General features: G+C 68.9%; 28 protein-coding genes. 16 read left to right on the top strand and 12 right to left on the bottom strand.

All coding sequences use genetic code 11. The annotated features are described in order from the left end of the window. Window positions 1–68 precede the first annotated feature (68 nt). The 7 genes from proB (at window position 69) to DMC64_RS15220 (ending at window position 7681) form a co-directional block, all read left to right on the top strand. Entirely contained in the window at window positions 69–1181 is a 1113-nt protein-coding gene (gene proB, locus DMC64_RS15250; protein WP_158634218.1) for a glutamate 5-kinase, read from the top strand. Further along, window positions 1172–2422: a glutamate-5-semialdehyde dehydrogenase gene (locus DMC64_RS15245; RefSeq protein WP_125734054.1), complete on the top strand. Its 1251-nt coding sequence runs from the start codon at window positions 1172–1174 to the stop codon at window positions 2420–2422. The genes proB and DMC64_RS15245 overlap by 10 nt, the downstream gene beginning before the upstream one ends. Before the next feature lie 13 nt (window positions 2423–2435). Beyond that, the gene (locus tag DMC64_RS15240; protein WP_125734053.1) at window positions 2436–3608 is read left to right on the top strand and encodes a pyridoxal phosphate-dependent aminotransferase; all 1173 of its coding nucleotides are present in this window, start codon (window positions 2436–2438) and stop codon (window positions 3606–3608) included. A 73-nt stretch (window positions 3609–3681) separates the two neighbouring features. Beyond that, on the top strand, window positions 3682–5154 hold the full coding sequence (locus DMC64_RS15235) for an NAD(P)/FAD-dependent oxidoreductase (RefSeq protein WP_125734052.1): 1473 nt from the start codon (window positions 3682–3684) through the stop codon (window positions 5152–5154). After that, window positions 5151–6194 (top strand): hypothetical protein, encoded by a 1044-nt coding sequence (locus DMC64_RS15230; protein ID WP_125734051.1) that lies wholly within the window; start codon window positions 5151–5153, stop codon window positions 6192–6194. The genes DMC64_RS15235 and DMC64_RS15230 overlap by 4 nt, the downstream gene beginning before the upstream one ends. A 28-nt stretch (window positions 6195–6222) precedes the next feature. Further along, entirely contained in the window at window positions 6223–6828 is a 606-nt protein-coding gene (locus tag DMC64_RS15225) for a TetR/AcrR family transcriptional regulator (protein ID WP_125734050.1), read from the top strand. Between the two features lie 124 nt (window positions 6829–6952). Further along, on the top strand, window positions 6953–7681 hold the full coding sequence (locus DMC64_RS15220; RefSeq protein ID WP_125734049.1) for a VanZ family protein: 729 nt from the start codon (window positions 6953–6955) through the stop codon (window positions 7679–7681). Between the two features lie 10 nt (window positions 7682–7691). Here the strand turns inward: DMC64_RS15220 and DMC64_RS15215 are convergent, their stop codons facing one another. Next, complete coding sequence (locus DMC64_RS15215; RefSeq protein WP_233629667.1) at window positions 7692–8150, bottom strand: glycogen operon protein GlgX; 459 nt, start codon at window positions 8148–8150, stop codon at window positions 7692–7694. 85 nt (window positions 8151–8235) lie between these two features. On the opposite strand from DMC64_RS15215, the gene DMC64_RS15210 reads away from it, so the two are divergent. Beyond that, window positions 8236–8961, top strand: a complete 726-nt coding sequence (locus DMC64_RS15210) for a TetR family transcriptional regulator (RefSeq protein ID WP_125734047.1) — start codon at window positions 8236–8238, stop codon at window positions 8959–8961. Between the two features lie 98 nt (window positions 8962–9059). On the opposite strand, the gene DMC64_RS15205 is transcribed toward DMC64_RS15210, so the two are convergent. Continuing rightward, window positions 9060–10142, bottom strand: a complete 1083-nt coding sequence (locus DMC64_RS15205) for an epoxide hydrolase family protein (RefSeq protein WP_125734046.1) — start codon at window positions 10140–10142, stop codon at window positions 9060–9062. 94 nt (window positions 10143–10236) lie between these two features. Here DMC64_RS15205 and DMC64_RS15200 point away from each other — a divergent pair, with 94 nt between their 5' ends. Beyond that, entirely contained in the window at window positions 10237–10701 is a 465-nt protein-coding gene (locus DMC64_RS15200; RefSeq protein ID WP_037337847.1) for a MarR family winged helix-turn-helix transcriptional regulator, read from the top strand. Here the strand turns inward: DMC64_RS15200 and DMC64_RS15195 are convergent. Both DMC64_RS15195 and DMC64_RS15190 read right to left on the bottom strand, forming a co-directional pair. Then, the gene (locus DMC64_RS15195; protein WP_125734045.1) at window positions 10698–11573 is read right to left on the bottom strand and encodes a LysR substrate-binding domain-containing protein; all 876 of its coding nucleotides are present in this window, start codon (window positions 11571–11573) and stop codon (window positions 10698–10700) included. The two genes, DMC64_RS15200 and DMC64_RS15195, sit on opposite strands and share 4 nt — an antisense overlap. Window positions 11574–11624: 51 nt before the next feature. Next, entirely contained in the window at window positions 11625–12380 is a 756-nt protein-coding gene (locus tag DMC64_RS15190) for an SDR family oxidoreductase (protein ID WP_125734044.1), read from the bottom strand. A gap of 151 nt (window positions 12381–12531) precedes the next feature. On the opposite strand from DMC64_RS15190, the gene DMC64_RS15185 reads away from it, so the two are divergent. After that, window positions 12532–13752: a hypothetical protein gene (locus DMC64_RS15185; protein WP_233629666.1), complete on the top strand. Its 1221-nt coding sequence runs from the start codon at window positions 12532–12534 to the stop codon at window positions 13750–13752. On the opposite strand, the gene DMC64_RS15180 is transcribed toward DMC64_RS15185, so the two are convergent. Next, window positions 13749–14261 (bottom strand): CGNR zinc finger domain-containing protein, encoded by a 513-nt coding sequence (locus DMC64_RS15180; RefSeq protein ID WP_125734042.1) that lies wholly within the window; start codon window positions 14259–14261, stop codon window positions 13749–13751. The two genes, DMC64_RS15185 and DMC64_RS15180, sit on opposite strands and share 4 nt — an antisense overlap. A 25-nt stretch (window positions 14262–14286) precedes the next feature. Here DMC64_RS15180 and DMC64_RS15175 point away from each other — a divergent pair, with 25 nt between their 5' ends. After that, on the top strand, window positions 14287–14475 hold the full coding sequence (locus tag DMC64_RS15175) for a hypothetical protein (RefSeq protein ID WP_037337860.1): 189 nt from the start codon (window positions 14287–14289) through the stop codon (window positions 14473–14475). 265 nt (window positions 14476–14740) lie between these two features. Here the strand turns inward: DMC64_RS15175 and DMC64_RS15170 are convergent, their stop codons facing one another. Continuing rightward, window positions 14741–15166: a nucleoside deaminase gene (locus DMC64_RS15170; protein WP_037337862.1), complete on the bottom strand. Its 426-nt coding sequence runs from the start codon at window positions 15164–15166 to the stop codon at window positions 14741–14743. Next, window positions 15163–16032, bottom strand: coding sequence for an LLM class flavin-dependent oxidoreductase (locus tag DMC64_RS15165; RefSeq protein WP_125734041.1), 870 nt, complete (start codon window positions 16030–16032; stop codon window positions 15163–15165). Before DMC64_RS15165 ends, DMC64_RS15170 begins: the two co-directional genes overlap by 4 nt. Window positions 16033–16124: 92 nt before the next feature. Here DMC64_RS15165 and DMC64_RS15160 point away from each other — a divergent pair, with 92 nt between their 5' ends. Continuing rightward, window positions 16125–16571 (top strand): Lrp/AsnC family transcriptional regulator, encoded by a 447-nt coding sequence (locus tag DMC64_RS15160; protein WP_007034427.1) that lies wholly within the window; start codon window positions 16125–16127, stop codon window positions 16569–16571. A 25-nt stretch (window positions 16572–16596) separates the two neighbouring features. On the opposite strand, the gene DMC64_RS15155 is transcribed toward DMC64_RS15160, so the two are convergent. Together DMC64_RS15155 and rox are read right to left on the bottom strand one after the other, a co-directional pair. Then, window positions 16597–16977: a VOC family protein gene (locus DMC64_RS15155; protein WP_125734040.1), complete on the bottom strand. Its 381-nt coding sequence runs from the start codon at window positions 16975–16977 to the stop codon at window positions 16597–16599. A gap of 68 nt (window positions 16978–17045) precedes the next feature. Beyond that, window positions 17046–18473: a rifampin monooxygenase gene (gene rox, locus DMC64_RS15150; protein ID WP_125734039.1), complete on the bottom strand. Its 1428-nt coding sequence runs from the start codon at window positions 18471–18473 to the stop codon at window positions 17046–17048. A gap of 236 nt (window positions 18474–18709) precedes the next feature. Between rox and DMC64_RS15145 the strand changes: the two genes are divergently transcribed. Together DMC64_RS15145 and DMC64_RS15140 are read left to right on the top strand one after the other, a co-directional pair. Beyond that, the gene (locus DMC64_RS15145; RefSeq protein WP_125734038.1) at window positions 18710–19384 is read left to right on the top strand and encodes a TetR/AcrR family transcriptional regulator; all 675 of its coding nucleotides are present in this window, start codon (window positions 18710–18712) and stop codon (window positions 19382–19384) included. Then, on the top strand, window positions 19381–20514 hold the full coding sequence (locus DMC64_RS15140) for an NAD(P)/FAD-dependent oxidoreductase (RefSeq protein ID WP_125734037.1): 1134 nt from the start codon (window positions 19381–19383) through the stop codon (window positions 20512–20514). The genes DMC64_RS15145 and DMC64_RS15140 overlap by 4 nt, the downstream gene beginning before the upstream one ends. Here DMC64_RS15140 and DMC64_RS15135 read toward each other — a convergent pair. Further along, window positions 20505–21131 (bottom strand): ABATE domain-containing protein, encoded by a 627-nt coding sequence (locus DMC64_RS15135; RefSeq protein ID WP_125734036.1) that lies wholly within the window; start codon window positions 21129–21131, stop codon window positions 20505–20507. The two genes, DMC64_RS15140 and DMC64_RS15135, sit on opposite strands and share 10 nt — an antisense overlap. A gap of 90 nt (window positions 21132–21221) precedes the next feature. Between DMC64_RS15135 and DMC64_RS15130 the strand changes: the two genes are divergently transcribed. Then, window positions 21222–21992, top strand: a complete 771-nt coding sequence (locus DMC64_RS15130) for an MBL fold metallo-hydrolase (protein WP_125734035.1) — start codon at window positions 21222–21224, stop codon at window positions 21990–21992. Window positions 21993–22035: 43 nt separating this feature from the next. Beyond that, a complete protein-coding gene (locus tag DMC64_RS15125; RefSeq protein ID WP_125734034.1) occupies window positions 22036–22782 on the top strand; it encodes a dienelactone hydrolase family protein in 747 nt (248 codons plus the stop codon). Window positions 22783–22794: 12 nt separating this feature from the next. On the opposite strand, the gene DMC64_RS15120 is transcribed toward DMC64_RS15125, so the two are convergent. Together DMC64_RS15120 and DMC64_RS15115 are read right to left on the bottom strand one after the other, a co-directional pair. Continuing rightward, window positions 22795–23184 carry a nuclear transport factor 2 family protein gene (locus DMC64_RS15120; protein WP_125734033.1) on the bottom strand — a complete coding sequence of 130 codons (390 nt, stop codon included), beginning with the start codon at window positions 23182–23184 and terminating at the stop codon, window positions 22795–22797. A 12-nt stretch (window positions 23185–23196) separates the two neighbouring features. Next, window positions 23197–23559, bottom strand: coding sequence for a YrdB family protein (locus DMC64_RS15115; protein ID WP_125734032.1), 363 nt, complete (start codon window positions 23557–23559; stop codon window positions 23197–23199). Between the last annotated feature and the right edge of the window lie 10 nt (window positions 23560–23569).

The following is a 23569-nucleotide window of genomic DNA, read 5'->3' as shown; positions in this document are numbered from 1 at the left end:
GGGGCGGTACACCGGCGGCGTATCGCGAACACATCGGTACTACATCGGCGGCGGTGAGCATCTTCCCCATGTCGACCAACAGCTTGCCCGTCACCGCGACACCTGCAGAAGACCTGGTGCCGCAGGAGGGCCGGGTGGTGCTCAAAATAGGCACGTCCTCGCTGATCACCGACGGCGGACTGGACCCGGTCAAGCTCGACAGGCTGTGCGAGACCGTCCACAGAGGAATCCTCGCGGGCCTGCGCCCGGTGCTGCTCGCTTCCGGGGCGATCGCGATCGGCCGTCACCTGCACCCCGCGCTGGCCGTGGACGATCCGGTGGCACTCCAGGTTTCCGCCGCGCTGGGCCAGTCACAGCTCTATTCGGCCATCCACGCCGCGTTCGCCGAACGCGGCGTGCAGACCGGCCAGCTCCTGCTCACGCCGCCCGACCTCGTCGACGACGACCGGGGCGGCGGTGTCCGGCACACCCTGCACACGATGCTGGCGCTGGGCATGGTGCCGGTGGTCAACGAGAACGACGCGCTCGGCGTGCGCAACAACGACGTGCTCGCCGCGCTGCTCGGCGGTTGTCTCCAGGCCGAACTGCTGCTTCTGCTGACCAACGTGCCCGGGCTCTACGACAGCAACCCGAAACTGGCCCCGGGCGCCCGGCACATCCAGGAAGTACCCGTGCTCACGGCCGCGACCGAGCGGCAGGCGGGCGGCGCGATCGGCGACGGCGGCACCGGCGGCATGCTGACGAAACTCGGCGCCTGCTGGATCGCTACGTTCAGCGGGGTCCGCACGGTCATCGCGGAGAGCGCGGACCCCGACGTGCTGATCGCCGCGCATGGTGGCCGTCCCACCGGCACGGTGTTCCGTCCGCGTGCGGTCACCGGCGCGACTCCCGGCATCGGAACGCTCTGGCGCGCGTTCCGGAACCCGCCGTCCGGGGCGCTTCACTGCACCCCGGCCGGCCGGGAGGCCGTCCTCCACGGGGAGCCCGTATGCCAGCACCACGTCGCGGCGGTACACGGGGCCGCCGCGACGGGCGACGTGGTCGACATCTGTGACCGGCAAGGGCTCCCGCTCGCCCGCGGCCCGCTGAGCCGCGCGGTCGAGCCCGGCGGCTCACCGGCCGCGCCCGTCGTCGAAGGCGGCGACTACGTACAGATCATGGAGGATCTGCCATGTCAGTGACCGACGTCTGCCGCGCCGCGGCCGAGGCGTGGACCGAGCTCAAAGGGCTGACGACCGAACGGAAGAACGCGCTGCTGCTGGACATGGCAGGCGCGATCGAGGAGCACCGCGACCGGATCATCGCGGCGAACGAGGCGGACGTCGCCGCGGCCCGTGAGAACGGCGTCTCGGCGACGCTGGTCGACAGGCTGACCTTGACCGACCGGCGGATGGCCGGCCTGGTCTCGGCCATCCGGACCATCGCGGATCTGCCCGATCCGGTCGGCCAGGTGGTCGACGGCTGGACCAGGCCCAACGGCCTGCTCATCGAGCGCGTCCGCGAGCCGATCGGCGTGGTCGCGGTGATCTACGAGGCGCGTCCGAACGTCACCGCCGAGGTCGCCGCACTCTGCGTGAAGTCGGGCAACTGCGCTGTCCTGCGCGGTTCCTCGATGGCCATGGCGACGAACACGGCGGTCATGGCCGCGCTGGACAGCGCGATCGCCCGGCACGACGCAGTGCCCGCGGCCGCTGTCCAGCTGGTCACCGATCCGTCCCGCGACGCCGCCCAGGAACTGATGCGCGCCAAGGAGTTCGTCGATCTGCTCGTGCCGCGCGGCGGCCCGGAGCTGATCGCGTCGGTCGAACGTCACGCCACGGTGCCCACGGTGATCGACGGTGCGGGCAACTGCCACGTCTACATCGATCGTTCGGCAGACCCGACGATGGCCACCGCGGTCGCGATCAACGCCAAGACCTCCCGGCCCAGCGTGTGCAACGCCATGGAAACCCTGCTGGTCCACGAAGAACTCGCCCAGGACTGGCTGCCCGGCGTACTCGACGAGCTGGCCGCCGCCGGCGTGGAGATCCGCGGTGACGCGACCGTCCGCGAGGTCTGGCCCAAGGCGGTGGCCGCGAGCGAAGAGGACTGGGGAACCGAATACCTCGACCTGGTGCTGGCCGTCCGGGTGGTGCCGGACGTGGGCGCGGCGATCGCGCATATCGACCGATGGGGCACGTCCAACGCCGAGGCGATAGTCGCGCGGGACATCGACGTGGCGCGCCGGTTCGCCCGTGAAGTGGATTCCGGCAGCGTGTTCGTCAACACCTCGACCCGCTACTCCGACGGCGGCGAGTTCGGCTACGGCGTCGAGATCGGCGTGTCCACCCAGAAACTGCATGTCCGCGGTCCGATCGGGCTGACCGCGCTGACCACCGTGAAGAACGTCGTCTGGGGTACCGGGCAGACGCGGGTCGTGTAGGGGAGCGAGTCCATTGTCCAGTGTCCGAACCGAGTCGCCGATCCGCCCGTCGTCCCTTGTGGACAGTACGGCGCAGGCGCTGTCCATCAAGTACAACAACCTGGTCTACGAGCTGAGCGCGGCCGGACGGGACATCATCACGCTCTCGCTCGGCGAGGCGTTCTTCGGCCTGCCGCTGCCCCGCTTCGACGATCTGGCCGCGCACGGCCTGCATCACTACTCGCATTCGCGGGGCCTGCCGGAGCTGAGGCAGCGACTCGCCGGGTACTGGGCCGATTTCGACGTCCCGGTCGACCCGGACACGGAGATCGTCGTCACCGCCGGTTCCAAGGTGGCGATCTACATGGTGCTGCTCGCGCTGCTGGAACCGGGGGACGAGGTGATCGTGCCGGAGCCGTTCTGGCTGAGCTACCCCGAACAGGTGCGGCTCTGCCGTGGCGTTCCGGTGATGGTGCCGCACGACGTGAGCGTGTTCGACCTCGCTCGTTACGTCACGCCGCGGACCAGGGCCATCGTGATCAACAACCCGAACAACCCGTCCGGCCGGGTGCACACCGACGCCGAGCTGGAGTTCGTGCACGATCTGGCGGACGCGCGGGGCCTGGTGGTGATCGCCGACGAGGCCTACCACGAGTTCGTGCCGCCGGAGACCCCGTTCCGGGCCTGCGGTTCGTTCGATCCGGAACTGCGGCACACCGTCACGATCAATTCGATGTCCAAGAACTACGGCGTTTCCGGCTGGCGGATCGGCTATCTCATCGCACACCGCACGCTGGTCGATCAGGTGCTGAAGATCAACCAGCACCTGATCACCTGCGCGCCGACCATCCTGTCGTGGTATCTCGCCGAACACTTCGACGACATCCTGGCCGTCACCCGGCCACAGATCCGCCGGGTCGTGGAGCTGCGCCGCGAGGTCGCCGGGCAGCTCGCCGACATCGGCATCGAGACCTTGCCGGGCTCGGCGACGTTCTACCTGTTCGCCTCGCTCGGCCGGTCCACTTTGGACTCCATGGAGTTCGCCACCCGCCTGCTGCGGGAAAGCTCCGTCAGCGTGGTGGCGGGCATCGCGTACGGCGATTCGTGCGACCGGCACATCCGCGTCTCCGTGGGCACGGAGTCGCCCTACCGGGTGGCGCGGGGTATCGCCGCGATCCGGGACCTGATCGACGCGACCACTTCTTGACAGTTCCCGGCGTCGTTCATACATTCATACAGCCAATGTCAATCTGTATGAATGACGCCGGGAGTTGGTCCGCATGCGACTCGGCAAGACCGCCGTCGTCCTCGGTGGCAGCGCCGCCGGTCTCTGCACCGCGGGAGCGCTCGCCCCGTACTTCGACCAGGTGGTGGTGCTCGAACGCGACGAACTGCCCGCCGAGGCCGAACATCGGCGCGGGGTGCCGCAGAGCAAGCATCCGCATTTCCTGCTGAACTCGGGCCGCCGCGCGATCGGTGCGCTGTTCCCCGGCTTCGAGGGCGACCTCATCGCGGCAGGCGGACTGCATCTGATGCCGTCCATGGACGCGGCGTATCTCGACGGAAAGGGCTGGTCGGCGCGGAAACGCAGCGCGATGACGATGATCTACGGCTCCCGGATCCTCATCGAACGCGTGCTGCGCGACAAGGTCCGGGAGCTGCCCAACGTCCTGATTCGCGACGGTGTCGCGGTGAGCGGCTTGACCACCCGGGACGGCGAAGTCACCGGGGTGACCCTCTCCAAGCGCGACGAGCGCATCGACGCCGACTTCGTGGTCGACGCGATGGGCCGCGGTTCGTCCGTCTCCGCCTGGCTGGTGGCGGCCGGCTGGCCGGAACCGGAAGTCCGGACCCTCGACGCCAAAGTCACCTACACCTCGCGCTGGTACGACCTGCCGTCTCCCGAGGAACGGCCGCCGTCCTGGTGGTGGCGGCATCTGGTGATCATGCCGACCCCCGACAAGGGCGCCCACCCGGACGAGCACGAGTTCCTGGTGAACTTCTTCCCGATCGAGGACAACCGGGTCATCGCGTGCATGGGCTCGTGGGGACTCGAAATGCCGCGCACCACCCAGGCGTTCGTCGAATCGGCCCGCCGCGTGCGGGCGCCGTTGTTCGCGGCCGCGATGGAGCGGTCCACCCCGACCTCCGAGGTGCATCTGACCCGATCGACCGGGAACAAATGGCGCCGCTACGACCGGCTCCGCACTCCGCCCCAGCGCCTGGCGTTCGTCGGCGACTCGATCTGCGCCTTCAATCCGTTCTACGCGCAGGGCATCAGCTCCGCCGCGGGTTCGGCGCTGCTGTTGCGCGAGCATCTCTCCCGCGCCGAGCGGCTGGGGCCCGAGTTCTCCGCACGGTTCCTGGCGGCACAACGAAAGCTGCTCAACGTGCCGTGGAGCCTGGCGATGGCTCGGGACCAGGGCTACGCCTGCGCGGTGGGCACCGAAAAGGCGCCGGAGTGGAGGCGACGGCTGCTCGAAGCCGTGTCCGGCCCGGCGTTCAGGCTCATCGTCGGTGCCGCCCGCGAAGACGACGTCGTCGACGAGCATTTCGCGAAGGTGTTCAACCTCGACGAATCGCTGCGCGACATGATGACGAACCCGCGGGTGATCGCGGGACTCCTGCGCTACCGGATCCGGGCCGCGCTGGGACGGCACCGGGTCCCGTTCGACTTCGACGCCCGGGCCGAACCGCCGGTCACGGACTACTCGCCGAAAGGCTGCGCCGCCGAAGCAGCGGTCTCCCGGTGAGCGCCGTATGCGGGTCCGACGCGGAAGCCGTCACCCGCGGACTCGGCTTCGACTGCCATGACGTCTCCCCGTGGCTCTCGGTCCGCGCACCGTGGACGGAGGCTCACTGGACGATGCCGCTGCTGGAACTGCTCGTCGTCGGCGGAGCCGTGTTCGCGCTGGTGCACGCCGTCCGACGGCACCGCCAGGGCGACTCGACGAACCTGGCGCTCTGGTGCGCTTCGCTGGTCTACCTCTTCGTCATCGAACCGCCGCTGTACTTCCCGGAGTGGTTCGGCTTGGAGCGCCAGTACGGGTTCATCTTCGCCCACAACCGGTTCACCGTGCAGTTCATGTGGGATCGGCTGCCGCTCTACATCGTGGCGTTCTACCCGATGATCAGTCAGCTCGCCTACGAACTCGTCCGGTCGCTCGGGATTTTCCGCGCCCGCGGAGCCTTGATCGGGTCGGTGGCCGTGGCCTTCGCCTGCCAGGTCTTCTACGAGGTCTTCGACCAACTCGGCCCGCGACTGGAATGGTGGGCCTGGAACGACAACAACCGGATCGTCAACCATCCGGCGCTGGATTCGGTTCCCATGACCAGCATGCTGCTCTTCGCGTCCGTATCGATGGGGGCCATGACCTATCTGGTGGTGCGGTTGGCGGGCGGAGCGCGGCGAGGGTGGTCACTGGCGGCCCGCATCGGGCTTGCCGGGGTCCTCACCCCGCCGAGCATGGCGATCGCCGGGCTCCCGTCGAGCCTCCTCGACGGGAACGTGACCGCGCAGGCTTGGGTTCTCGCCGTCGAGCTGGCCCTGCTGTGGCTGGCCGGTATCTGGATCTTCGTCCGGTACAGCCGTCCCGAAGGGCCTTTGGCGCCCTTCGCCCGGTTGTATCCCGCCCTCTATTTGGGCGGGATGGCCGTGTTCTGGATAGGCGGCGTCGTCGAAAACGGCACCTCGATCGGGAGTGGCTTGTACGCGCTGGCCTGCTTCGTGGCAGCCGGACTGATGCTGACCGCGTTGTACCGCGTGCGCCGTGCGGCACCTGCCACCGTCTGAGATTCCCCGTTCGGGGAAGATGAGCCGCATGGGGCACCACGGATGGCGGGGGAACCCGCCCGGAACCGAGCGCGAGGCGCGCCGCCGGATCGTCGACGCGGCGACGGCGTGCATCGACCGGGTCGGTCTCGCCAAGACCAGCCTCTCGGACGTCGCCGCGGAAGCGGGCGTGACCCGGCAGACCGTCTATCGCTACTTCCCGAGCCTCGCGGACATCCTCAGCGCGGTCGCGCTGGACCGGGTCGAGGAGTTCGCCGGGCGGATGGAACGGCATCTGGCCACGTTCGCCGACCCCGCCGAGGTCGCCGTCGAATCGGTGGTGTTCGGCGTCCGAGCGGTCCCCGACGAGCCGTATCTGGGGCTGCTGCTGAAAGCGGGGGAAGCCGACGTCTTCACCGTCGCGGTCACTTCGGCGCAGTCGTTCGCGCTCGGCGCGCGGATCCTCCGGAACGTGCCGGTCGACTGGGCGGCGGTGGGCGTCACGACCGACGACGACTTCGAGGGGCTCGCCGAAATGCTGATGCGGCTGTTCCTGTCGTTCCTGCAGTTCCCGTCGACGCCGGCGCACACCGACGAGCGGTTGCGCGCCATGGTCCGCCGCTGGATCGGCCCCGCGCTGACCGCACGGCCGTGACAATCGAAGTCCGTGAACTATCAACGCGGATGGTAGTTATTCACCGACAATAGCCGGGGTTCTTGTCTGGCCTTCACGATGCTGCCACCCTCGCCGAAGACGATCATCGGCGAAAGGGGAGTGCATGGGATGGTGGTGGCAGGCATTCTCGGCCGCCGCACCGTGGTCGCTGCTCGTCGCCGCGGCCGGTGCGGGTGTCGCCGAATTCGTCGCACGCCTGAGCGGAAAACGGCGCGGTCCGTTCGTGGTCGCACTGGATTTCGCTTTGCTGGCAGCGCTTTCGGTGGTACTTCTGATCGTCTTCGTGCCGGCACCGACGGCGGCGCGTGGTTCGTCGGTGAGTCTTCACCTGCTGGCGGACGTCCTGCCCGTCTTCAGCGATCGTCCGCAACTCGCCTTGTTCCAGTTGGCGGGCAACGTCTTCCTGCTCATGCCGCTCGCGATCCTGTTGCCGGTGCGCTTCGGCTGGGCGAAGCCCGTGTCACGGATCGTTCTGTCGGCTTTCCTGGTGTCCGTGTCGATCGAATGTCTTCAGGTCTGGCAGGACGCCGGCCGCGTGGGCTCGCTGGACGACGTCCTGTGCAACACGGCGGGTGCCGCGTTCGCGGCCTGGTGTGCGAGCCGGTGGCGTGGCCGCACGGCGACGGCGGGCAACGTCCGCGTATGGCATCGGTCGGGGATCGAGGTCCGGCGTTCCGGTGTGGCGCACGCGCGCCGCGGCCAGCGGCTGATCGGCCGCGTGACCTTGAGCGACCTGCCGCCGCTGGCCGAAGGCGCGACCCTCGAGATCACCCTGTCCGAATCGGACGGTGGAGCACTTCTCGTTTCCGCGCAGGCGTCGGTGGCGGCGTGAACAGCGGGCGTTACCGCGGCCGGACGGCGGCGAGGACCGCGTCCAGGCTGGGAAGCCAGCGCTGCCGAGGGTCCGGCGCCGAAAGCCATTCGGCGTGGGCTTCGGCGCGCCCGGAGTCGGCGGGCAAGGGGAGCAGCGTGCCCCAGGCGAGTACTTCGACGTGCTGCGGAAGGGAGATCCGCGGGGGAATCAGGCCGTCGGTCTCCGCGAGGATGGCCACGCGCGGGCCTTGCTGGGTCAGCACCGCCAAGGCGGGACCTCCGCAGCCGGTGTCGGCGAGCCGGGAGAGGACCTGGGCGCCGTTGATCTTGGGCAGCGTGACCGCGCAGATCCCGCCTTCCAGCACCAGGAACGGCTGCGGGCCCCGCCATTTCAGCGACCAGCCGAAGAGACGGCCGTAGAAGGCGTCGCCGCGGGGGCGGATCGAGCGTGACTCGACCGGAAGCACTTGGTGGTCCAGCGACATCATCGGCGCCTTCCGAGCGGGGGAGTGGGGTCTCGGCACAGCCTAACGGCACTCAGTGCCACTAGCAAGTGGCTGCTACCGTCCCGCTATGACCGATTCGCCGCGCCGAGCGCCGGTGACCCGAGCCGGCGCCACCCCCGCGGGGAGGCGCAAACTGCGTCGTGCGCTCGCCGCGGCGGCCGTGGACCTGTTCGCGGCCAAGGGTTACGAGGCCACCACGGTGGACGAGATCGCGGCCGCCGCGGGAGTGGGCCGCCGGACGTTCTTCCGGTACTTCGACGCGAAGGACGACGTGCTCTTCGCCAACCACGACGAGATCGTGGCCGAGATGGAGGAGACGTTCGCCGCCGCGGACCCGGATCGTGATCCGGTGGAGGTGGCCTGCGAGGCCGTCGGTCTGGTCCTCGACTCCTATGCCGCCGAACTCGACGTGTCGCTCAAGCGGTTCACCCTGACCCGGACGGTTCCGTCCCTGCGGGACAAGGAGGTCGCGACCGTCGACCGCTATCAGCGCGTGCTCGCCCGCTACCTGCGGGCGCGGTTCACCGAGCAGGGTGACGAGACGGCGAGCCTGAGGGCGGCGGTGGCCGCCGCGGCGATCGCGGCGGCCAACAACCATGTGCTGCGGCGTTGGCTGCGCAGTGGCGGGCAGGACGACATCACCGCCAGCGCGGCGGAGGCCTTCGCGCTGGTGATCGACGCGTTCAGGGGAGAGGAGCCCGCGACCGAAACGACGGTGGTGGCGGTGATGACCACGGCGACGCCGCTACACGCCGTCATCGCGAAGGTCAACGCCGCCCTGAACGAGTCGTAGGTCCTGTCTGGCACTCAGTGCCATCGATAGAGGTGTGGCTGAAGGTTTCCTCTAAATGTATAACGACCTATACGGTCGGGCGGCATTGAAAACACCAGCTACTCGGCAAAGCCGAAGAAAAAATCTTTGATGTCGGCGGCCAGCAGATCCGGAACCTCCATGGCCGCGAAGTGGCCGCCGCGGTCGAATTCCGACCAGTGCCTGATGTCGAACAACCGCTCGGCGAGTGGACGAACCGAGCGCGTGATGTCATACGGGAGCACGGCGACGCCGAGCGGCACGCGGCAGGGGAGAGCCACCTTTCCCGCGTCGTGGTGCAGGCGTGCGGACGAAGCCGCGGTGGCGGTCAGCCAGTACAGCGAGATGTCGGTGAGCATGCGGTCGTCGTCGACCGGCGTGCGCGGGTCCGTCCATTGCGCGAAACGCTCGGCGATCCAAGCCAGCTGGCCGACCGGCGAGTCGGTCAACGCGTAGCCGATGGTCTGCGGGGTGGCGACCTGCAGGGCCTGATACGGCGGCCGATTCGCCATGAGCTGCTTGACCTTGTCGAGGCGTGCTTCGTCCTCTTCGGACAGTTCGATGCCGGCTTCGGGATCCGGCCGGGTCGGCAGGTAGTTCACGTGCACGCCGACGACGTGCTCCGGTGCCACCGCGCCGAGCGCTGTCGAGATACCTGAGCCGAAGTCGCCGCCTTGGGCGCCGTAGCGCTCGTAGCCGAGGCGGCGCATCAACTCGGCCCAGGCCTGGGCGATGCGCTCGACGCTCCAGCCGCGTTCCCGGGTCGGCCCCGAGAAGCCGTAACCCGGAATCGAGGGGATCACCAGGTGGAAATCGCGCGCCAGCGGCTCGATCATGCCCAGGAACTCGAGGAACGATCCGGGCCATCCGTGGGTGAGGACCAGTGCGAGGGCGTCCGGGTTCTCCGATCGGACGTGTACGAAGTGGATGTTCTGGCCTTCGATCTCGGTGGTGAAGTGCGGCAGCTTGTTGAGTTCGGCTTCGTGGGCGCGCCAGTCGTAGCCGGTTCGCCAGTATTCGGCGAGTTCTCTGAGCCGGGCGAGCGGGAATCCGTAGTCCGAGCCCGCGTCGGCGACCTCGTTGGGCCAGCGGGTGCGGGCGAGCCGGTCGGCCAGGTCGTCGAGGTCGGCCTGGGGGATGTCGATGCGGAAGGGCTGGATCACGGCGGATCTCCTCGGTTCGTTGGGTCGCTAAACGTTTGGTGACCCAACGATACCGCAATCGTTCGGGAACCCAACGATTCGTTAGACTCGTCACATGGACGACCCCTCGGAACCGCGTGGCGGCTGGCGAAAGCTGCCCAGCTGGCTGCTCACCCAGACCGCGAACCATGCGCATCGCCTGGTGACCGACGGGTTCTCCGCGGCCGACGCCCGCGGCTACCACTACCGAGTGCTGGCGACGCTGGACGAGTTCGGGCCTGCCAGCCAGGCGACGCTGGGCAGGCGGAGCGGCATCCACGTGAGCGAGATGGTCGCGACGATCAACGAGCTGGCCGAGCGCGAACTGGTCGAGCGTGCCCCGGATCCGGCTGATCGGCGGCGCAACGTCGTCTCGCTGACCACGGCGGGCAAGCGGCAGCTGCGACGGCTGGAGAAACAGCTGGCCGAACGCCAGGAAGAACTGCTGGCACCGCTTTCGTCCGACGAGCGGAAGCGGTTCACCGAGCTGCTGTCGAAGCTGCTGGATCACCACGACCGGCGAAGCGGTGAGGCCGGCTAGAACCCCTGAGCGGAAGCCAAAAAAGCCTGACGTGCGTCGGAAGTGCTGTGCTGGGGCCAAAGGGCCTGTAGCGGTACGTGGACGGCCGGAAGCAACTCCCGGACGAGGACCGCGCCGCCCGCCGCCGGGCCTGGTGGCGCGGTCACGAAGGCGACCGCGTCGCTGTCGAGGACGGCGGTGACCGGTGGCGTCCCCTGGATGGGGTTGCGGCGGACGCGTGGTTCGAACCCCGCGTCGCGGCAGAGGTTGACGAGCAGATCGGTGTAGCCGGATCGGCCGGGATGGCCCCAGACGGTGATCTCTTCGCCGTCGAGGTCGCTCAGCCCGAGATTCTCGCGGTCGGCGAGGCGGTGACCGGCGGCGACGGCGACGTTGAGCCGCTGCCGGATCAGCGTGGTCCCGACCAGGCCGTGCGCGAGGGGCAGCGCGCGGCCGAGGCCGAGGTCCAGTTGTCCGCCGAGCAGCTGCGCGACGAGTTCGTCGGGATAGCGCTGGTTGACGTCGATGACGAGGTCGGGGTCGGGCTGGTGTTTGCGCAGCAGGGCGGTGACCTCGTCGCCGGTGACGGCGGGGGTGTGGCCGACGCGGAGTCGTTCCGGTTCGCTCCGGCCGATGCGGCGGGCGCGCTGGACGGCGGAGTCGGCGATGCCGTGCAGCAGGTGGGCGTCGGCGATCAATGCCTGGCCGGCGGGGAGAACGGTGACCCCGGTGGCGCTTCGCTCGAGCAGGGGGACGCCGACTTCCCGCTCGAGCGTGCGCACCGAGGTCGACAGCGCCTGCTGGCTCAGGTGCAGCCGGGTCGCCGCGCGGGTGAAGCTGCCTTCTTCCGCGACGGCGATGAGGTGGTTCAGCTTGTACAGGTCCAGGCCCACCCCGGTGTTCCCCTTCGTTTCCGGTTCACGGCGTCTTGGTCAGGGTAAGGGTCAGCGCGTGGTGTAGCCGCCGTTCGGGAACATCGTCTGGCCGGTGAACCAGCCGCCGTCGGTGGCGAGGAAGCGGATGATCGGCACGATGTCCTCGATCTTGGTCAGTCGTCCGCCCTTGGCCTGGGACTTGTGGAATTCGACCCGCTCGGGGGTTTCCTGCGGGTAGAAGAACGGGGTGTCCATCGGGCCGGGGGCGACGACGTTGACTGAGATGCCGCGGTCGGCGAACTCCTTGGCGGCGGCCCTGGTGAAGTGTTCCAGCGGGGCTTTGCCGCCGGCGTAGGTGGAGTAGCCGTCGGTGAAGGCCGCGAGCAGTGAGGTGCCGAGGCTGATGATCTTGCCGTTGTCGGCGAGGCGCCGTCCGGCTTCCTGGATGAAGAAGTAGGCGGCTTTCGCGTTGACCGCGAACATGCGGTCGTAGTCCTCTTCGGTGGTTTCGAGGATCGGCTTGCGCAGGACCATGCCGGTGGTGTTGACCGCGACGTCGGCGCCGCCGAAGGTGTCGACGGCGGTGTCGAAGAGGCGGCGGACGTCGGCGACCTTGGTGAGGTCGCCTTGGACGGCGACGGCTTCGGAGCCGGAACCGCGGACGGCCTCGACGGTCTTGTCGGCGTCGGCCGCGGAGGCGTCGCCGTGGTAGTGGACGACGACCTTGGCGCCGGCTTCGCCGAGGGTGGTGGACAGGAGTCCGCCGAGGTTCTTCGCGCCGCCGGCGATGATCGCCACTGTTCCGTTCAGGTTCTGTTCGCTCATGACTTCGAACGTAGGAGCCGGGGGCGGGGGCTGGGAAACACAAGATCGAGGTGGGGTCACAAGCGTGGTTTGTGGGCTTTCCCACCTGCGTGGAGCCGGGAATCTTCGTGATCGAACGGCGAGCTGACTTCACATTGTGGACACTCTGATCGTGCTCCGAGAAGTCGACGACCTTGATCAGCCCGCTGCCCCCGAGGAGGCGTCCCGGCAGGGACGTCCGGCGCGTGTGTTCGAGAGAGTCCTCGACAGACTGGCGCGGTCGCCTTATCCGAGGGCGATCCTGCTGTATCTCGTGATCCGCACGGCGAGTGTCCGGTTGCTCGATCTGCTGGCCGCCCGGCGCGGTGCGACGTTGACCGATCGGCTGACGGCGTGGGACGGGCAGTGGTATCTCCGGCTGGCCGTGCACGGGTACGCGGATCTGCCGGGGACGCTGGACGCGGCGCGGCAGCCGTATCCGGACGCGCCGATGGCGTTCTTCCCGTTGTATCCAAAGCTCGTCGGTGCGGTGATGTGGCTCGGGCCCGATGTCGTGACGGCGGCGCTGACGGTGTCGGTGCTGGCCGGGTTGGTGCTGGCGTGCGGGTTGATCCGGATCGGGCGGTCGGTGTCGCCGGATCGGGGTGACCGGACCGGGTTGCTGCTGGTGGCGTTGTGGGCCGGTGCGCCGATGGCGATCGTGTTCTCGATGGCTTACACGGAGGCCGTGTTCTGCGCGCTCGCCGTATGGGCGCTGGTGGGTGTGCTGGAACGGCGTTGGTTGCTGGCCGGCTTGTGCGCTTTCGGGGCCGGGTTGTCGCGGTCGACGGCGGTGGTGCTGGTCGCGGTGGTGGTCGTGGCGGCGTTGATCGAGGTCTTCCGGCGTGGCGAGAAGCGCTGGTGGGCGCTCGCGGGTGCGGTGATCGCTCCGATCGGGGTGGCGGGGTATCTGGGGTTCGTCGCGTACCGGACGGGGAGTTGGACCGGTTGGCAGGACATCGAGTTGCGGGGATGGAACACCGAGTTCGACTTCGGTGCGGAGACCGCGGATTCGGTGCTGGCGCGGTTGACCGGTGACGAGTCGGTGTTCAGCACGCTGACGGTGTTGCTGCTGTTGGGAGCGGTGGCGTTGGTGCTGGTGGCGGCGTTCATCCGGGTGCCGTGGCCGTTGACGCTCTACGGGGCCGGGGTGCTGTTGCTGGCGATCGGCACGCGGGGGCTGCCGGACGCGAAGATCCGGTTCATCCTGCCCGCTTTCCCGGTGCTGGTGCCGATCGCGATCGGGTTGTCGAAGCGGCGGACGGTGACGGCGGTGGCGGCCGCGGTGGCGTGGGTGGTGCTGGGGGCGTGGTTCTCGGCGCACGCGCTGACGGCGTGGCGGTACGCGATCTAGCTTGCCTGCCGCGTGCGGTGGTCGGCGACGTGGACCCTGGTGGCGCAGCGGGTCGAGCAGAACCGGCGGCGGCCGTTGCGGGAGACGTCGACGTAGACGGTGTCGCAGCCTTCGCGTGAGCAGACGCCGAAGCGGTCCGGGGCGTCGCAGACGAGGTGTGCGAGTCCGCCGGCGGTGTAGGCCCGGACCCGGGGTGCGGTGCCGGCCTGTGCGTCGACGTAGTGCAGGTGGGGTGCTTTGCCGTCGTGGGTGGAGATGTAGGGCTTGGACGCGGAGTCGTGGAGCAGGGCGTTGACCAGGTCGACGCGGGTGTCGGGATCGGCTTCGAAGACTCGTCGGAGTCGCCTGGTCCAGGCGACGATTTCGGTCGCTTCGTGGTCCTTTACGGCGGAGACGGTCATGCGGTCCTTGAAGATCGCGGTGAGCGTGGCCAGGTCGGCGGCGTCGCCCAGGTTGACCAGCTCGGCGGCGATCTGCGCGGCCGCCCCGCCGTAAGGGTTGAAGTGCATTGACTCATTACAGCACGATCGGGGTATGGAAGCGAACAAGTGCCCGCGGTGCGGCTGGCCGCTGGCTGAACTGCCTGGAAGCGCGACGACGTCCCAGCGGGTCTCCCAGGGGAGGCTGGAGTACGTCCGGTGTCTGTGCGGGAGCTGGCTCGCGCGGGTGGACGGTGTGGTGATCGGGGCGACGAGGTCGCAGCTGGGTTCGGCTCGGCTTTGACGGTCACGCCAATGGCGGGCGATGGGGTCGTGAGTGTTTTGGGTCGTTCTAACGACCCAAAACACTCACGAGGTGCGTCGCCTTCGCGCGCCGCTGCTGTGACTGGGGCTGGTGGTGCCACTGTGGCTGCGGTGGCGATCGTGTAGTCCGTGAAGGCATCCTTGCCTACCTTCAGGGTAGGCAAGGAGGCCTTCACGGACCTGCGGCCAACGGCCACCCACATTCAGTGGGTACCTAAGACAGCCTTGGCCCTAACCGCCCGGCTTTAGGTGTAGTAGCCCTCGACCGGGACGCGGGCCTCGTCGTACAACGCCGGACCCTCCAGCCGAACCGGCGGCGCCGTGGCCGGCGGTTTGAGTGCGGTGACCTGTTCGCCGGAAAGGGCGAACACGACGCGACCCAGGCCGGAGCGTTCGATGGCGCCCTGGCACATCCCGCACGGCTGGCAGCTGGTGTACATCGTGGTCGCCGCGGCGACGGCGGGTTCGAGTTCGCGCGCGGCCCACACGGCGAGTTTCAGCTCCGGGTGCAGGCTGATGTCCGATTGCGACACCGTGGTGTTGTGGTCCTCGGCCAGCACCGTCCCGTCGGGGCCGACGAGCAGCGAGCCGAAGGGCGGATCGCCGTCGGCGCGGGACTTCGCGGCGAGCTCGATGGCGCGGCGGAGGAACTTCTCGTCTTCGTCGGTCATGGTCGGTCCTGTTCGGTTCGGTAGCGGCCCAGTTCCCAGTGTGCGGCCACGGTCGCCAGCGCCTGCCAGGCGGCTTCCGGGCGGAGGGTCTCGTCGGGGTCACCGGAGAACGGGTCGAGTACGACCGTCTCGGCGCCGAGGTGGCGAAGCCGGTCGAGGTCGTCGACGATCTGCTCGATCGTGCCTTCCCCGGCCGCGCGATCGGGTGTGGTGACCGGGTGTTCGGTGACGTTCAGCAGGATCCGCGGCGTGAACGCGGGGACCGGCCGGTCGTGCGCGTCTGCGATGGCCTTGACCCGGGTGAGCGCTTCGGTGAGCCAGGGGAGGGTGGCCCGCAGCGGATGCCAGGCGTCCCCGATCCGGACGGCGCGGCGGATGCCGGCGTCACTGTTGCCGCCGACCCAGATCGGGATGTCGCCGGCGCGGTAGTCGGCGTCGTCGGCCCAGGCTTTCCGCACGGCGTCGAGATGATCGTCGGTCAGCCGTCCCCGTTTCTCGAACGGGACGTCGAGTGCCTCGAACTCCTGACGTGCCCAGCCGGACGCGACGCCGAGCACGAGCCGTCCGCCGCTGAGCTGGTTCAGATTCGCGGCCATGCGGGCGATCAGCAGCGGATGCCGGTACGGGACGATGAGCACGGTGGTGCCCAGCCGGATCCGGGTCGTCACGCCGGCGAGCCACGACAGCGTCGTGAACGGTTCGTAGAACGGCGCCGGGTACTGCTCGGCGACGTCGGGGGTGATGGCGACGTGGTCGGACACCATGAGCAGGTCGTAGCCGAGGCCTTCGACCGTGGTGGCCCAGCCGCGGAGGATCCCGGGGTCGGTCCCCGGGCCGAAGTTCGGGACGTTGACACCTATTCGCACAGGTCAAGGCTATCGACGAGGCGGAAACCCGGGAAGGGATCTTTCCCGGTGTATCGCGGCCTCCGCCGTGGATCTGCCGGTATTCTCGCTGGATGGCCGAGACTCTCGACGCGACGGACTGGGCGATCCTGGTGGAGCTCCAGAAGGACGGACGCCTTCCGCTCACCGAACTGGGGAAGCGGGTCAGCTTGAGCGCGTCGGCGACGACGGAACGGGTCAAGCGGCTGGAGTCGGCCGGGGTGATCACCGGTTATCGCGCCGAGGTCGACCTGGAAAAGGCCGGGTACGTGGTGCTGGCGGTGGTGCGGTTGAAGTATCCGGGCAGCAAGCACGCGCCGTTGCACAAGCTCCTGGCCGAGCGGACCGAAATCCTCGAATGCCTCCGCACGACCGGTGACGACTGCTATTCGTTGAAGATCGCGGCCCCGTCGATGGGGCGGCTGGAGGAGATCGTCAACGAGCTCGCGCTGTTCGGGAGCACGAACACCAACATCGTCTACAACCAGACATTGCCCTATCGCGGGCCGCAGGGCCCGTGACCGTATCGGCCACGGGCCCCCGGGCTCACGCGGTCTCCCAGAGCCCCATGACGTTGCCTTCCGTGTCCTTGAAGTACGCGGAGAAACCCATGTCGCCGACCGCGGTCCGGCCGACGAGCGTGGAGCCGCCCTGCTTCTCGATGATCGCGAGCGTGTCGTCGACGCTGTCGACGTCGAGCACGATCACCGGGCCCGACGCGGGGCTGAACTCCTTCGCCAGCATGCCGCCGTTGATGTAGCCCGGCTCCGAGGGCATCCCGGTCTCGGCGGTCGGCCCCGAAGCGACCATCGTGTAGTCCATCCCGGGCATCGTGTCGGCCTTCCAGCCGAAGACCTCCCGGTAGAAGCCGCGTGCGCGTTCGCCGTCCTCGAACGGAATCTCGAAATGCACGACCCGTCCGGCCATGGTCATCAACTCCTGTCGTGGCGTCGGATTCGGAACGCCACCAGCCAATAACCGCCGGACGGGGCGCGCTAGAGGACTTCGCCCTCTCCGAACCACCGGCGCAACGCCCCGGCCAGCTCGTCCTGGTCTTCGCCCACCCAGGCCACGTGTCCGTCCGGGCGCAGCAGTGCCGCCGGTACCTCGAGTTCCTCGCTGGTGTCGACGACGTGGTCGACCCGATCCGCCCAGCCCCGCACCGAGAGCGAGCCGGTCTGGTCGAGCAGCAGGCCGCGGCCGCCGCGGGTCAGGCCGTAGAGATGGCCCTGTTTGAGCTCCAGATCGCGCATGCGACGGCCGAGCAGTTCGTGTCCCTCGCCGAAGTCGTAGCGGATCGCGGTCGCGGTGATCTTCTCGGTCAGATACCGGCTGACGTCCTCGAAGTCCATCAGTTCCGCCAGCAGCCGCCGGACCGCCTGCGAACCTGGATCAAGCGACATCAGCTGCATCTGCGCGCGGGTGTTGTCCAAGACCGCGGCGGCAACGGGATGACGTTCGGTGTGGTAGGTGTCCAGCAGGTCGTCCGGCGCCCAGCCGTTGACCGCGCCCGCGAGTTTCCAGCCGAGGTTGAACGCGTCCTGCACGCCGAGGTTCAGCCCCTGCCCGCCGACCGGCGGGTGGATGTGCGCCGCGTCGCCCGCCAGGAACGCGCGTCCCACCCGGTAGCGCTCGGCCAGCCGCGTCGCGTCGCCGAAGCGGGAGAGCCAGCGCGGCGAGTGCACGCCGAAGTCGCTTCCGGCCACCGCTTTGAGCTGTCGTTTGATCTCGTCGAAGGTCGGCGGGATCCGCGGGTCCTCGGCGAGGCCTTCGGCGGGCACGCCGACCCGGTACACCCCGTCGCCGATGGGGGAGAGACCGAACCGCAGCTGGGTCTTGCGGACCTCGGTCATCACGGCGAGCACCGTTTCCCAGTCCTCGGTCAGTTCCATCTCGCCGAGCAGTGTCTCCGCGGTGGCGGGCTCGCCGGGGAAGTCGATCCCGAGGAGCTTGCGCACCGTGCTGCGGCCGCCGTCGCAGCCGACGAGGTAGCGCGACCGCAGCCTCGTCCCGTCGGCCAGTTCGACGTCCACGCCGTCCTCGTCCTGTGTCAAGCCGATCACTTCGCAGCCGCGCCGGATGTCGACGCCGACCTCGGCGGCGTGCTCGATGAGCAGGCGGTCGGTGACGGTCTGGGGAATGCCGAGGATGTAGGCGTGCGCGCTGTCCAGCACCGGCGCCGGCTTGATGATGCCCGCGAAGGAGCCGCCGACCGGATACTTCTTGCCGTGTTCGAGGAAGCGCTCCAGCAGGCCGCGCTGATCCATCACCTCGATACTGCGCGCATGCAGGCCCATCGAACGGACGACCTTGGACTGTTCCAGATCCTTTTCCAGGACGACGACCCGCACGCCGTGCAGCCGCAGTTCGGCGCCCAGCATCATGCCGGTCGGTCCGCCGCCGGCGATGATCACGTCGATCAAGAGTTCCCCCGATTGTCGAGCTCGTGTTGTCCGGCGGGGGATTCTGCGGCATGACCGGGGTCTTGCCGCAAGCCCCCAGGTGCGTTATACGTTAGAAGTGGCAGGGAGAGTCGATCTCTCTGCCGTTGTCGTTTTCAGTCCGCGGTGGACGGACAAACCCCCGTTAGAGGCAGCAGTACACCGCTGTGACCAGCGACGAACTTGTTCGTGACGAACATGTTCGTTAGCATGGAGACATGGCACCTGCGAAGAGCCGCCGGGAACGACCGGCCAAACCCGCGCTGACCCGCGACGGCATCGTCGCCGCCGCGGTGGCGATCCTGCGCGAGGAAGGCCTGCGCAAGGTCACGATGCGCCGCCTGGCGCAGGAACTGGACACCGGCGCGGCCTCGCTCTACGTCTACGTCCGCAACACCGCGGAACTGCACGCGGCGATCCTGGACGAACTCCTCGGCACCATCACCCCACCGTCGGCCGAAGGCTCCTGGCGTGACCGGCTCGAACGGCTGCTCACGGCCTACACCACGACGCTGCTGGAATATCCCGGTCTCGCCCTGTCCGCACTGGTGGCCCGCCCGAGCGGCGAGAACTACCTCGGCCTGGTCGAGAACCTGCTCGCCCTGCTCGCCGAGGGCGACGTGCCCGCCGAGCGGCGCGCCTGGGGGATCGACATCCTCCTGCAGTACGCGACATCGACCGCGGCCGAGCACGCCGAGCAGGACTCGCCGGACGACTGGGACGCACTGGCCCGCGCCGTGCGGGACGCCGACGAGACGACCCACCCCCAGATCGCCGCCCACGCGGCCGACCTGCTCACCGGACGGCCCGAGCAGCGGATGTCGTGGGGACTGCGGGTGCTGATCACCGGAATCACGCACACCGGCCTGCCGCCGGAAAGGAACCCGACATGACCACACACCACCCCATCGCGATCATCGGCGCCGGCCTCGGCGGACTCACCCTGGCCCGCGTCCTGCACGTCAACGGCATCGAGGCCGCGGTCTTCGACCTCGACGCGTCACCGTCCGCCCGCACACAGGGCGGCATGCTCGACATCCACGAGGATTCCGGACAGGCCGCGTTGCGCGCCGCCGGTCTCCACGACGAGTTCCGCACGCTGGTGCACACCGGCGGCGAGGCCATGCGCATCCTCGACCGGCACGCGGTCGTGCGCCTCGACGAGACCGACGACGGAGACGGCGGCCGCCCCGAAGTCGCCCGAGGCGACCTCCGCGACCTGCTGCTCGGCTCCCTGCCCGAGGACACGGTGCGCTGGGGAGCCAAAAGCACCGGCGCACGGCCACTCGGCGACGGCAGGCACGAGGTGACCCTGGCCGACGGCACATCGTTCACCACGGACCTGCTGATCGGTGCCGACGGCGCGTGGTCCAAGGTCCGCCGCCTGCTCTCCGACGCCGAACCGGCCTACGAAGGCATCTCCTTCGTCGACATCCACCTCCACGACGCCAAGGAACGTCACCCCGCGAGCGCCGCGCTCGCCGGCGACGGCATGTTCTTCGCACTCGGTGCGGGCAAAGGACTTCTGGGTCATCACGACAGCACCGGCAGCCTCCACGTGTACATCGCGCTCAAGATCGCCGAGGACTGGATCTCCACCATCGATTTCAGCGACACCGTTGCCGCGAAGGCCGCCGTGCTGGACCACTTCGACGGCTGGGACCCCGCTCTGCGCGCGCTGATCACCGACGCCGACGGCGAACTGGTCCCTCGGCTGATCCACGCGCTGCCCATCGGTCACCGCTGGGATCGGGTACCCGGCGTCACCCTCATCGGGGACGCCGCCCACCTGATGTCGCCGTTCGCCGGCGAAGGCGCCAACCTCGCGATGCTCGACGGCGCCGAACTCGGCCTCGCTCTCGTCGCGCATCCCGGCGACGTCGAAGCCGCACTGAAGGCCTACGAGACGGAACTGTTCCCGCGTAGTGAGGCGTCGGCGGCGGAGTCTGCCGAAAGCCTCGTCCTGTGCTTCGCCGAAGACTCCCCGAAGCCGTTGCTGGAGCGCTTCGCGTCCTACCGCTGAGCCGACGCCGCCGGTTGCGAGCGCCTGGCGTACGCGCGGGCGGCGCGGGCCCGGTCGCCGCAGCGCACGGAACACCACTGGCGTCGTCCGTTGCGCAGGAAGAACCGCGTGCACGGCGGGGAACCGCAGGCCGCGATCCGCTCCGCGTCCGGCCCGGTCAGCAGATCCGCGGCGTTGGCGGCGAGGGTCGCCAACGCGTGCTCGACGATCTGGGTGATCGGATGCGACGCGGTGCGGTACAGCCCCCGTGCCGGGTCCCAGCGCAGGAGTTCAGCGGTGGGCGCCTTGCTCAGCGCCTCGTTGACGGCGTTGAGGGCGCTCTGCGGAGCCGGATCCGAACAGGCGCGCGACGCGAGCAGGATCCGCACCTGTTCACGCAACGAGCGGAGCAGGCCGGCGCACAGCTCTTGAAGACCGGCGTCGACCGGGGCGAGGCCCCGTTCGGCGAGCCAGTCCGTCGCGGCGGCCGGAGTGCCGAGCAAATCGGTGAACTGGCCGCCGGGCAGGGCGATCGTGGTGTTGGCGAGCGCCAGCGCGACGTACTGCTCGGCGCCCGGGGCAGGAGGAAGGGCAGCGGTGTCGTCCACGTTCTCATGGTAGGCGCTGACTTCATCCATGAGAAACTCTCACGGAAATAGTTGCGGTATTCCGTGACAACTGGATAGGGTCACTCACGGAAAGAACAGTACCTATCCGTGAGGTGGATGATGAACCAGATCAGCGACCAGCTCTCCGTCCAGGTCTTCGGCGGGCCGACCGCCCTGATCGAGTACGGCGGTCTGCGGTTCCTGACCGACCCGACCTTCGACGAGCCCGGCTACTACCCGAGGCCCAACGGCAGACCCGGCCTCACCAAGACGGCGCCGTCGGCGGCGAACCCCGCGGACCTCGGCCACCTCGACGCCGTCCTGCTCTCCCACGACGAGCACCCGGACAACCTCGACCACTCCGGCCGGAAACTGCTCGCCGACGTACCGCTGACGCTCACCACGGCCAGCGGGGCGGGAAGGCTGGGCGGCACCGCGAAAGGGCTGGAGAACTGGGAGACCGTCGAACTGGACCGGCCGGGTGGGGGAGTCGTGACCGTGACCGCCGCACCCGCGGTCCACGGACCTTCGGCGGACAAGGTCAGCGGTGACGTCGTCGGCTTCGTGCTCACCGGCGATGGCCTGCCGACGGTCTACGTCAGCGGCGACAACGCCTCACTCGACGTCGTCCGGCAGGTCGCGGAACGATTCGGGCCGGTCGACACCGCCGTGCTCTTCGCTGGGGCCCCGCGTCTGAAGCCGGTCTTCGACGGCGCCCTGCTCGTCCTCGACAGCGAGCTCGCCGCCGAGGCGACGCGCATCCTCGGCGCCCGCACGGTCGTCCCCGTGCACATCGACAGCTGGAACCATTTCACCGAAGGCCGCGACGAGCTGGTGGCCGCGTTCACCTCCGCCGGGCTGGCCGATCGGCTGCGCCTGAGCCGGGCTTGATCGTCTACGTTCGGGGTACGCCGACGAGAAAGCGAGCACCGCCATTCCCGCCACCACGCTGAACATCCCCACGCCCGACGGCCGGTCCGACGCCTTCGCCGCCTACCCCGAGGCAGGCGGAACGCATCCGGGTGTCCTCCTGTACCCGGACGCGTTCGGGCCACGCCCCGTCCTGTGGGACATGGCCCGCGAACTGGCCGACCACGGCTACTACGTCCTGGTTCCCAATGTCTTTTACCGGCACCGCCCGGCGCCGGTGTTCGACCTTCCCGACCACATCACCGCCGAGCACCGACCCGCGCTGTTCGGCCAGATCATGCCGCTCATCGAGGCGCACACCACCGAACGCGCCCTCAGCGACGCCGGCGCCTACCTCGACTTCCTCACCGCTCGGCCCGAGGTCGGCGCCGGACCCGTCGCCGCGATCGGTTACTGCATGGGCGCGGTTCTCGCGATGCGCACCGCGACGGCCCACCCCGACCGAGTCGCCGCCGTCGCCGGATTCCACCCCGGCGCCCTCGTCACCGACCAACCCGACAGTCCCCATCGACAGATCCCTGGCCTCGCCGCGAAAGTCCACCTCGGCCTCGCCGAGGGCGACATGACACCCGAGGCGATCACCGAGATCAGCCACGCGTTCGACGCCGCCGGAGTCGACTACAGCTGCGAGATCTACCCCGGCACCGTCCACGGCTACACCATGTCCGACACCGATGCCTTCGACGCCGCCGGATCGCGGCGCCATTGGGAGCGGCTGCTCGCACTCCTTGAAAGCACCTTCAAGGCCTGAGTTCTTCGGGTCTCAAGGGAGATCCATGATGCCGGTGGCCTGCGACCAGACACAACGCCACGTGCCACCGGCATCGGTGTACACGTCGCTGTGCCAGGCCTCGTGCGGCGGGATGTCCGCGCCATCGACGGTGAGTTCGATGACGCACCGGTAGCGGAGGACGACGACGTCGGTGCCGACGATGGCGTCCACGTCACCGACCAGCCTCAGTTCCCGGTAGACGACCCGCCCGGTGGTGAGCAGATCCAGGTACTCGGCCTTCGTCCACACGGTGCCGGTGGGGTTGCACAACCGGTACTCCTCGGCGTGCAAGCGGTCGTAGGTGTCGCGATCCACGTCGAGGAGACATCGGATCCGGTCCTGCTCGGCCTTGATCACCCGGCCGGCCACATCGTCGGTCATACCCGCTCCTGTTCACCCGTTCTTGGTGACGGCGAGGATAATCCGGTCGGCGGCCCACAACGCGACGCCGACGACGGCGGGCCAGGTCAGCCCGACGGCGATCAACCCGGCTCCGACTCCGAGAAACAGCGCCGTTTCCAGGACGAACCGGATCGGCTCAGCCAGCACGACGCGTGCCTTCTCGGCCAGGAACAGGCCCCAGAACACCGCGACGGCGAGCGGTGCGAGGACCATGGCCACCCACCGCCATCCGTCCGGCCCCAGCCGCCAGGCGACGGCCGCCGCACCGGTCAGCAGGGCGAGTTCGAGGAGGAACCGTACGAGCAGCGCGGCACCGCGCACACCGTGGAGTGGTTCGGACAGCCGCTCACTCATGGCTTCCCCC

Source organism: Amycolatopsis sp. WAC 04197, assembly GCF_003947475.1.
Classification (GTDB): domain Bacteria; phylum Actinomycetota; class Actinomycetes; order Mycobacteriales; family Pseudonocardiaceae; genus Amycolatopsis; species Amycolatopsis japonica.
Note: the sequence above shows the minus strand (reverse complement) of the source record. Positions and strands in the feature narration are given on the sequence as shown.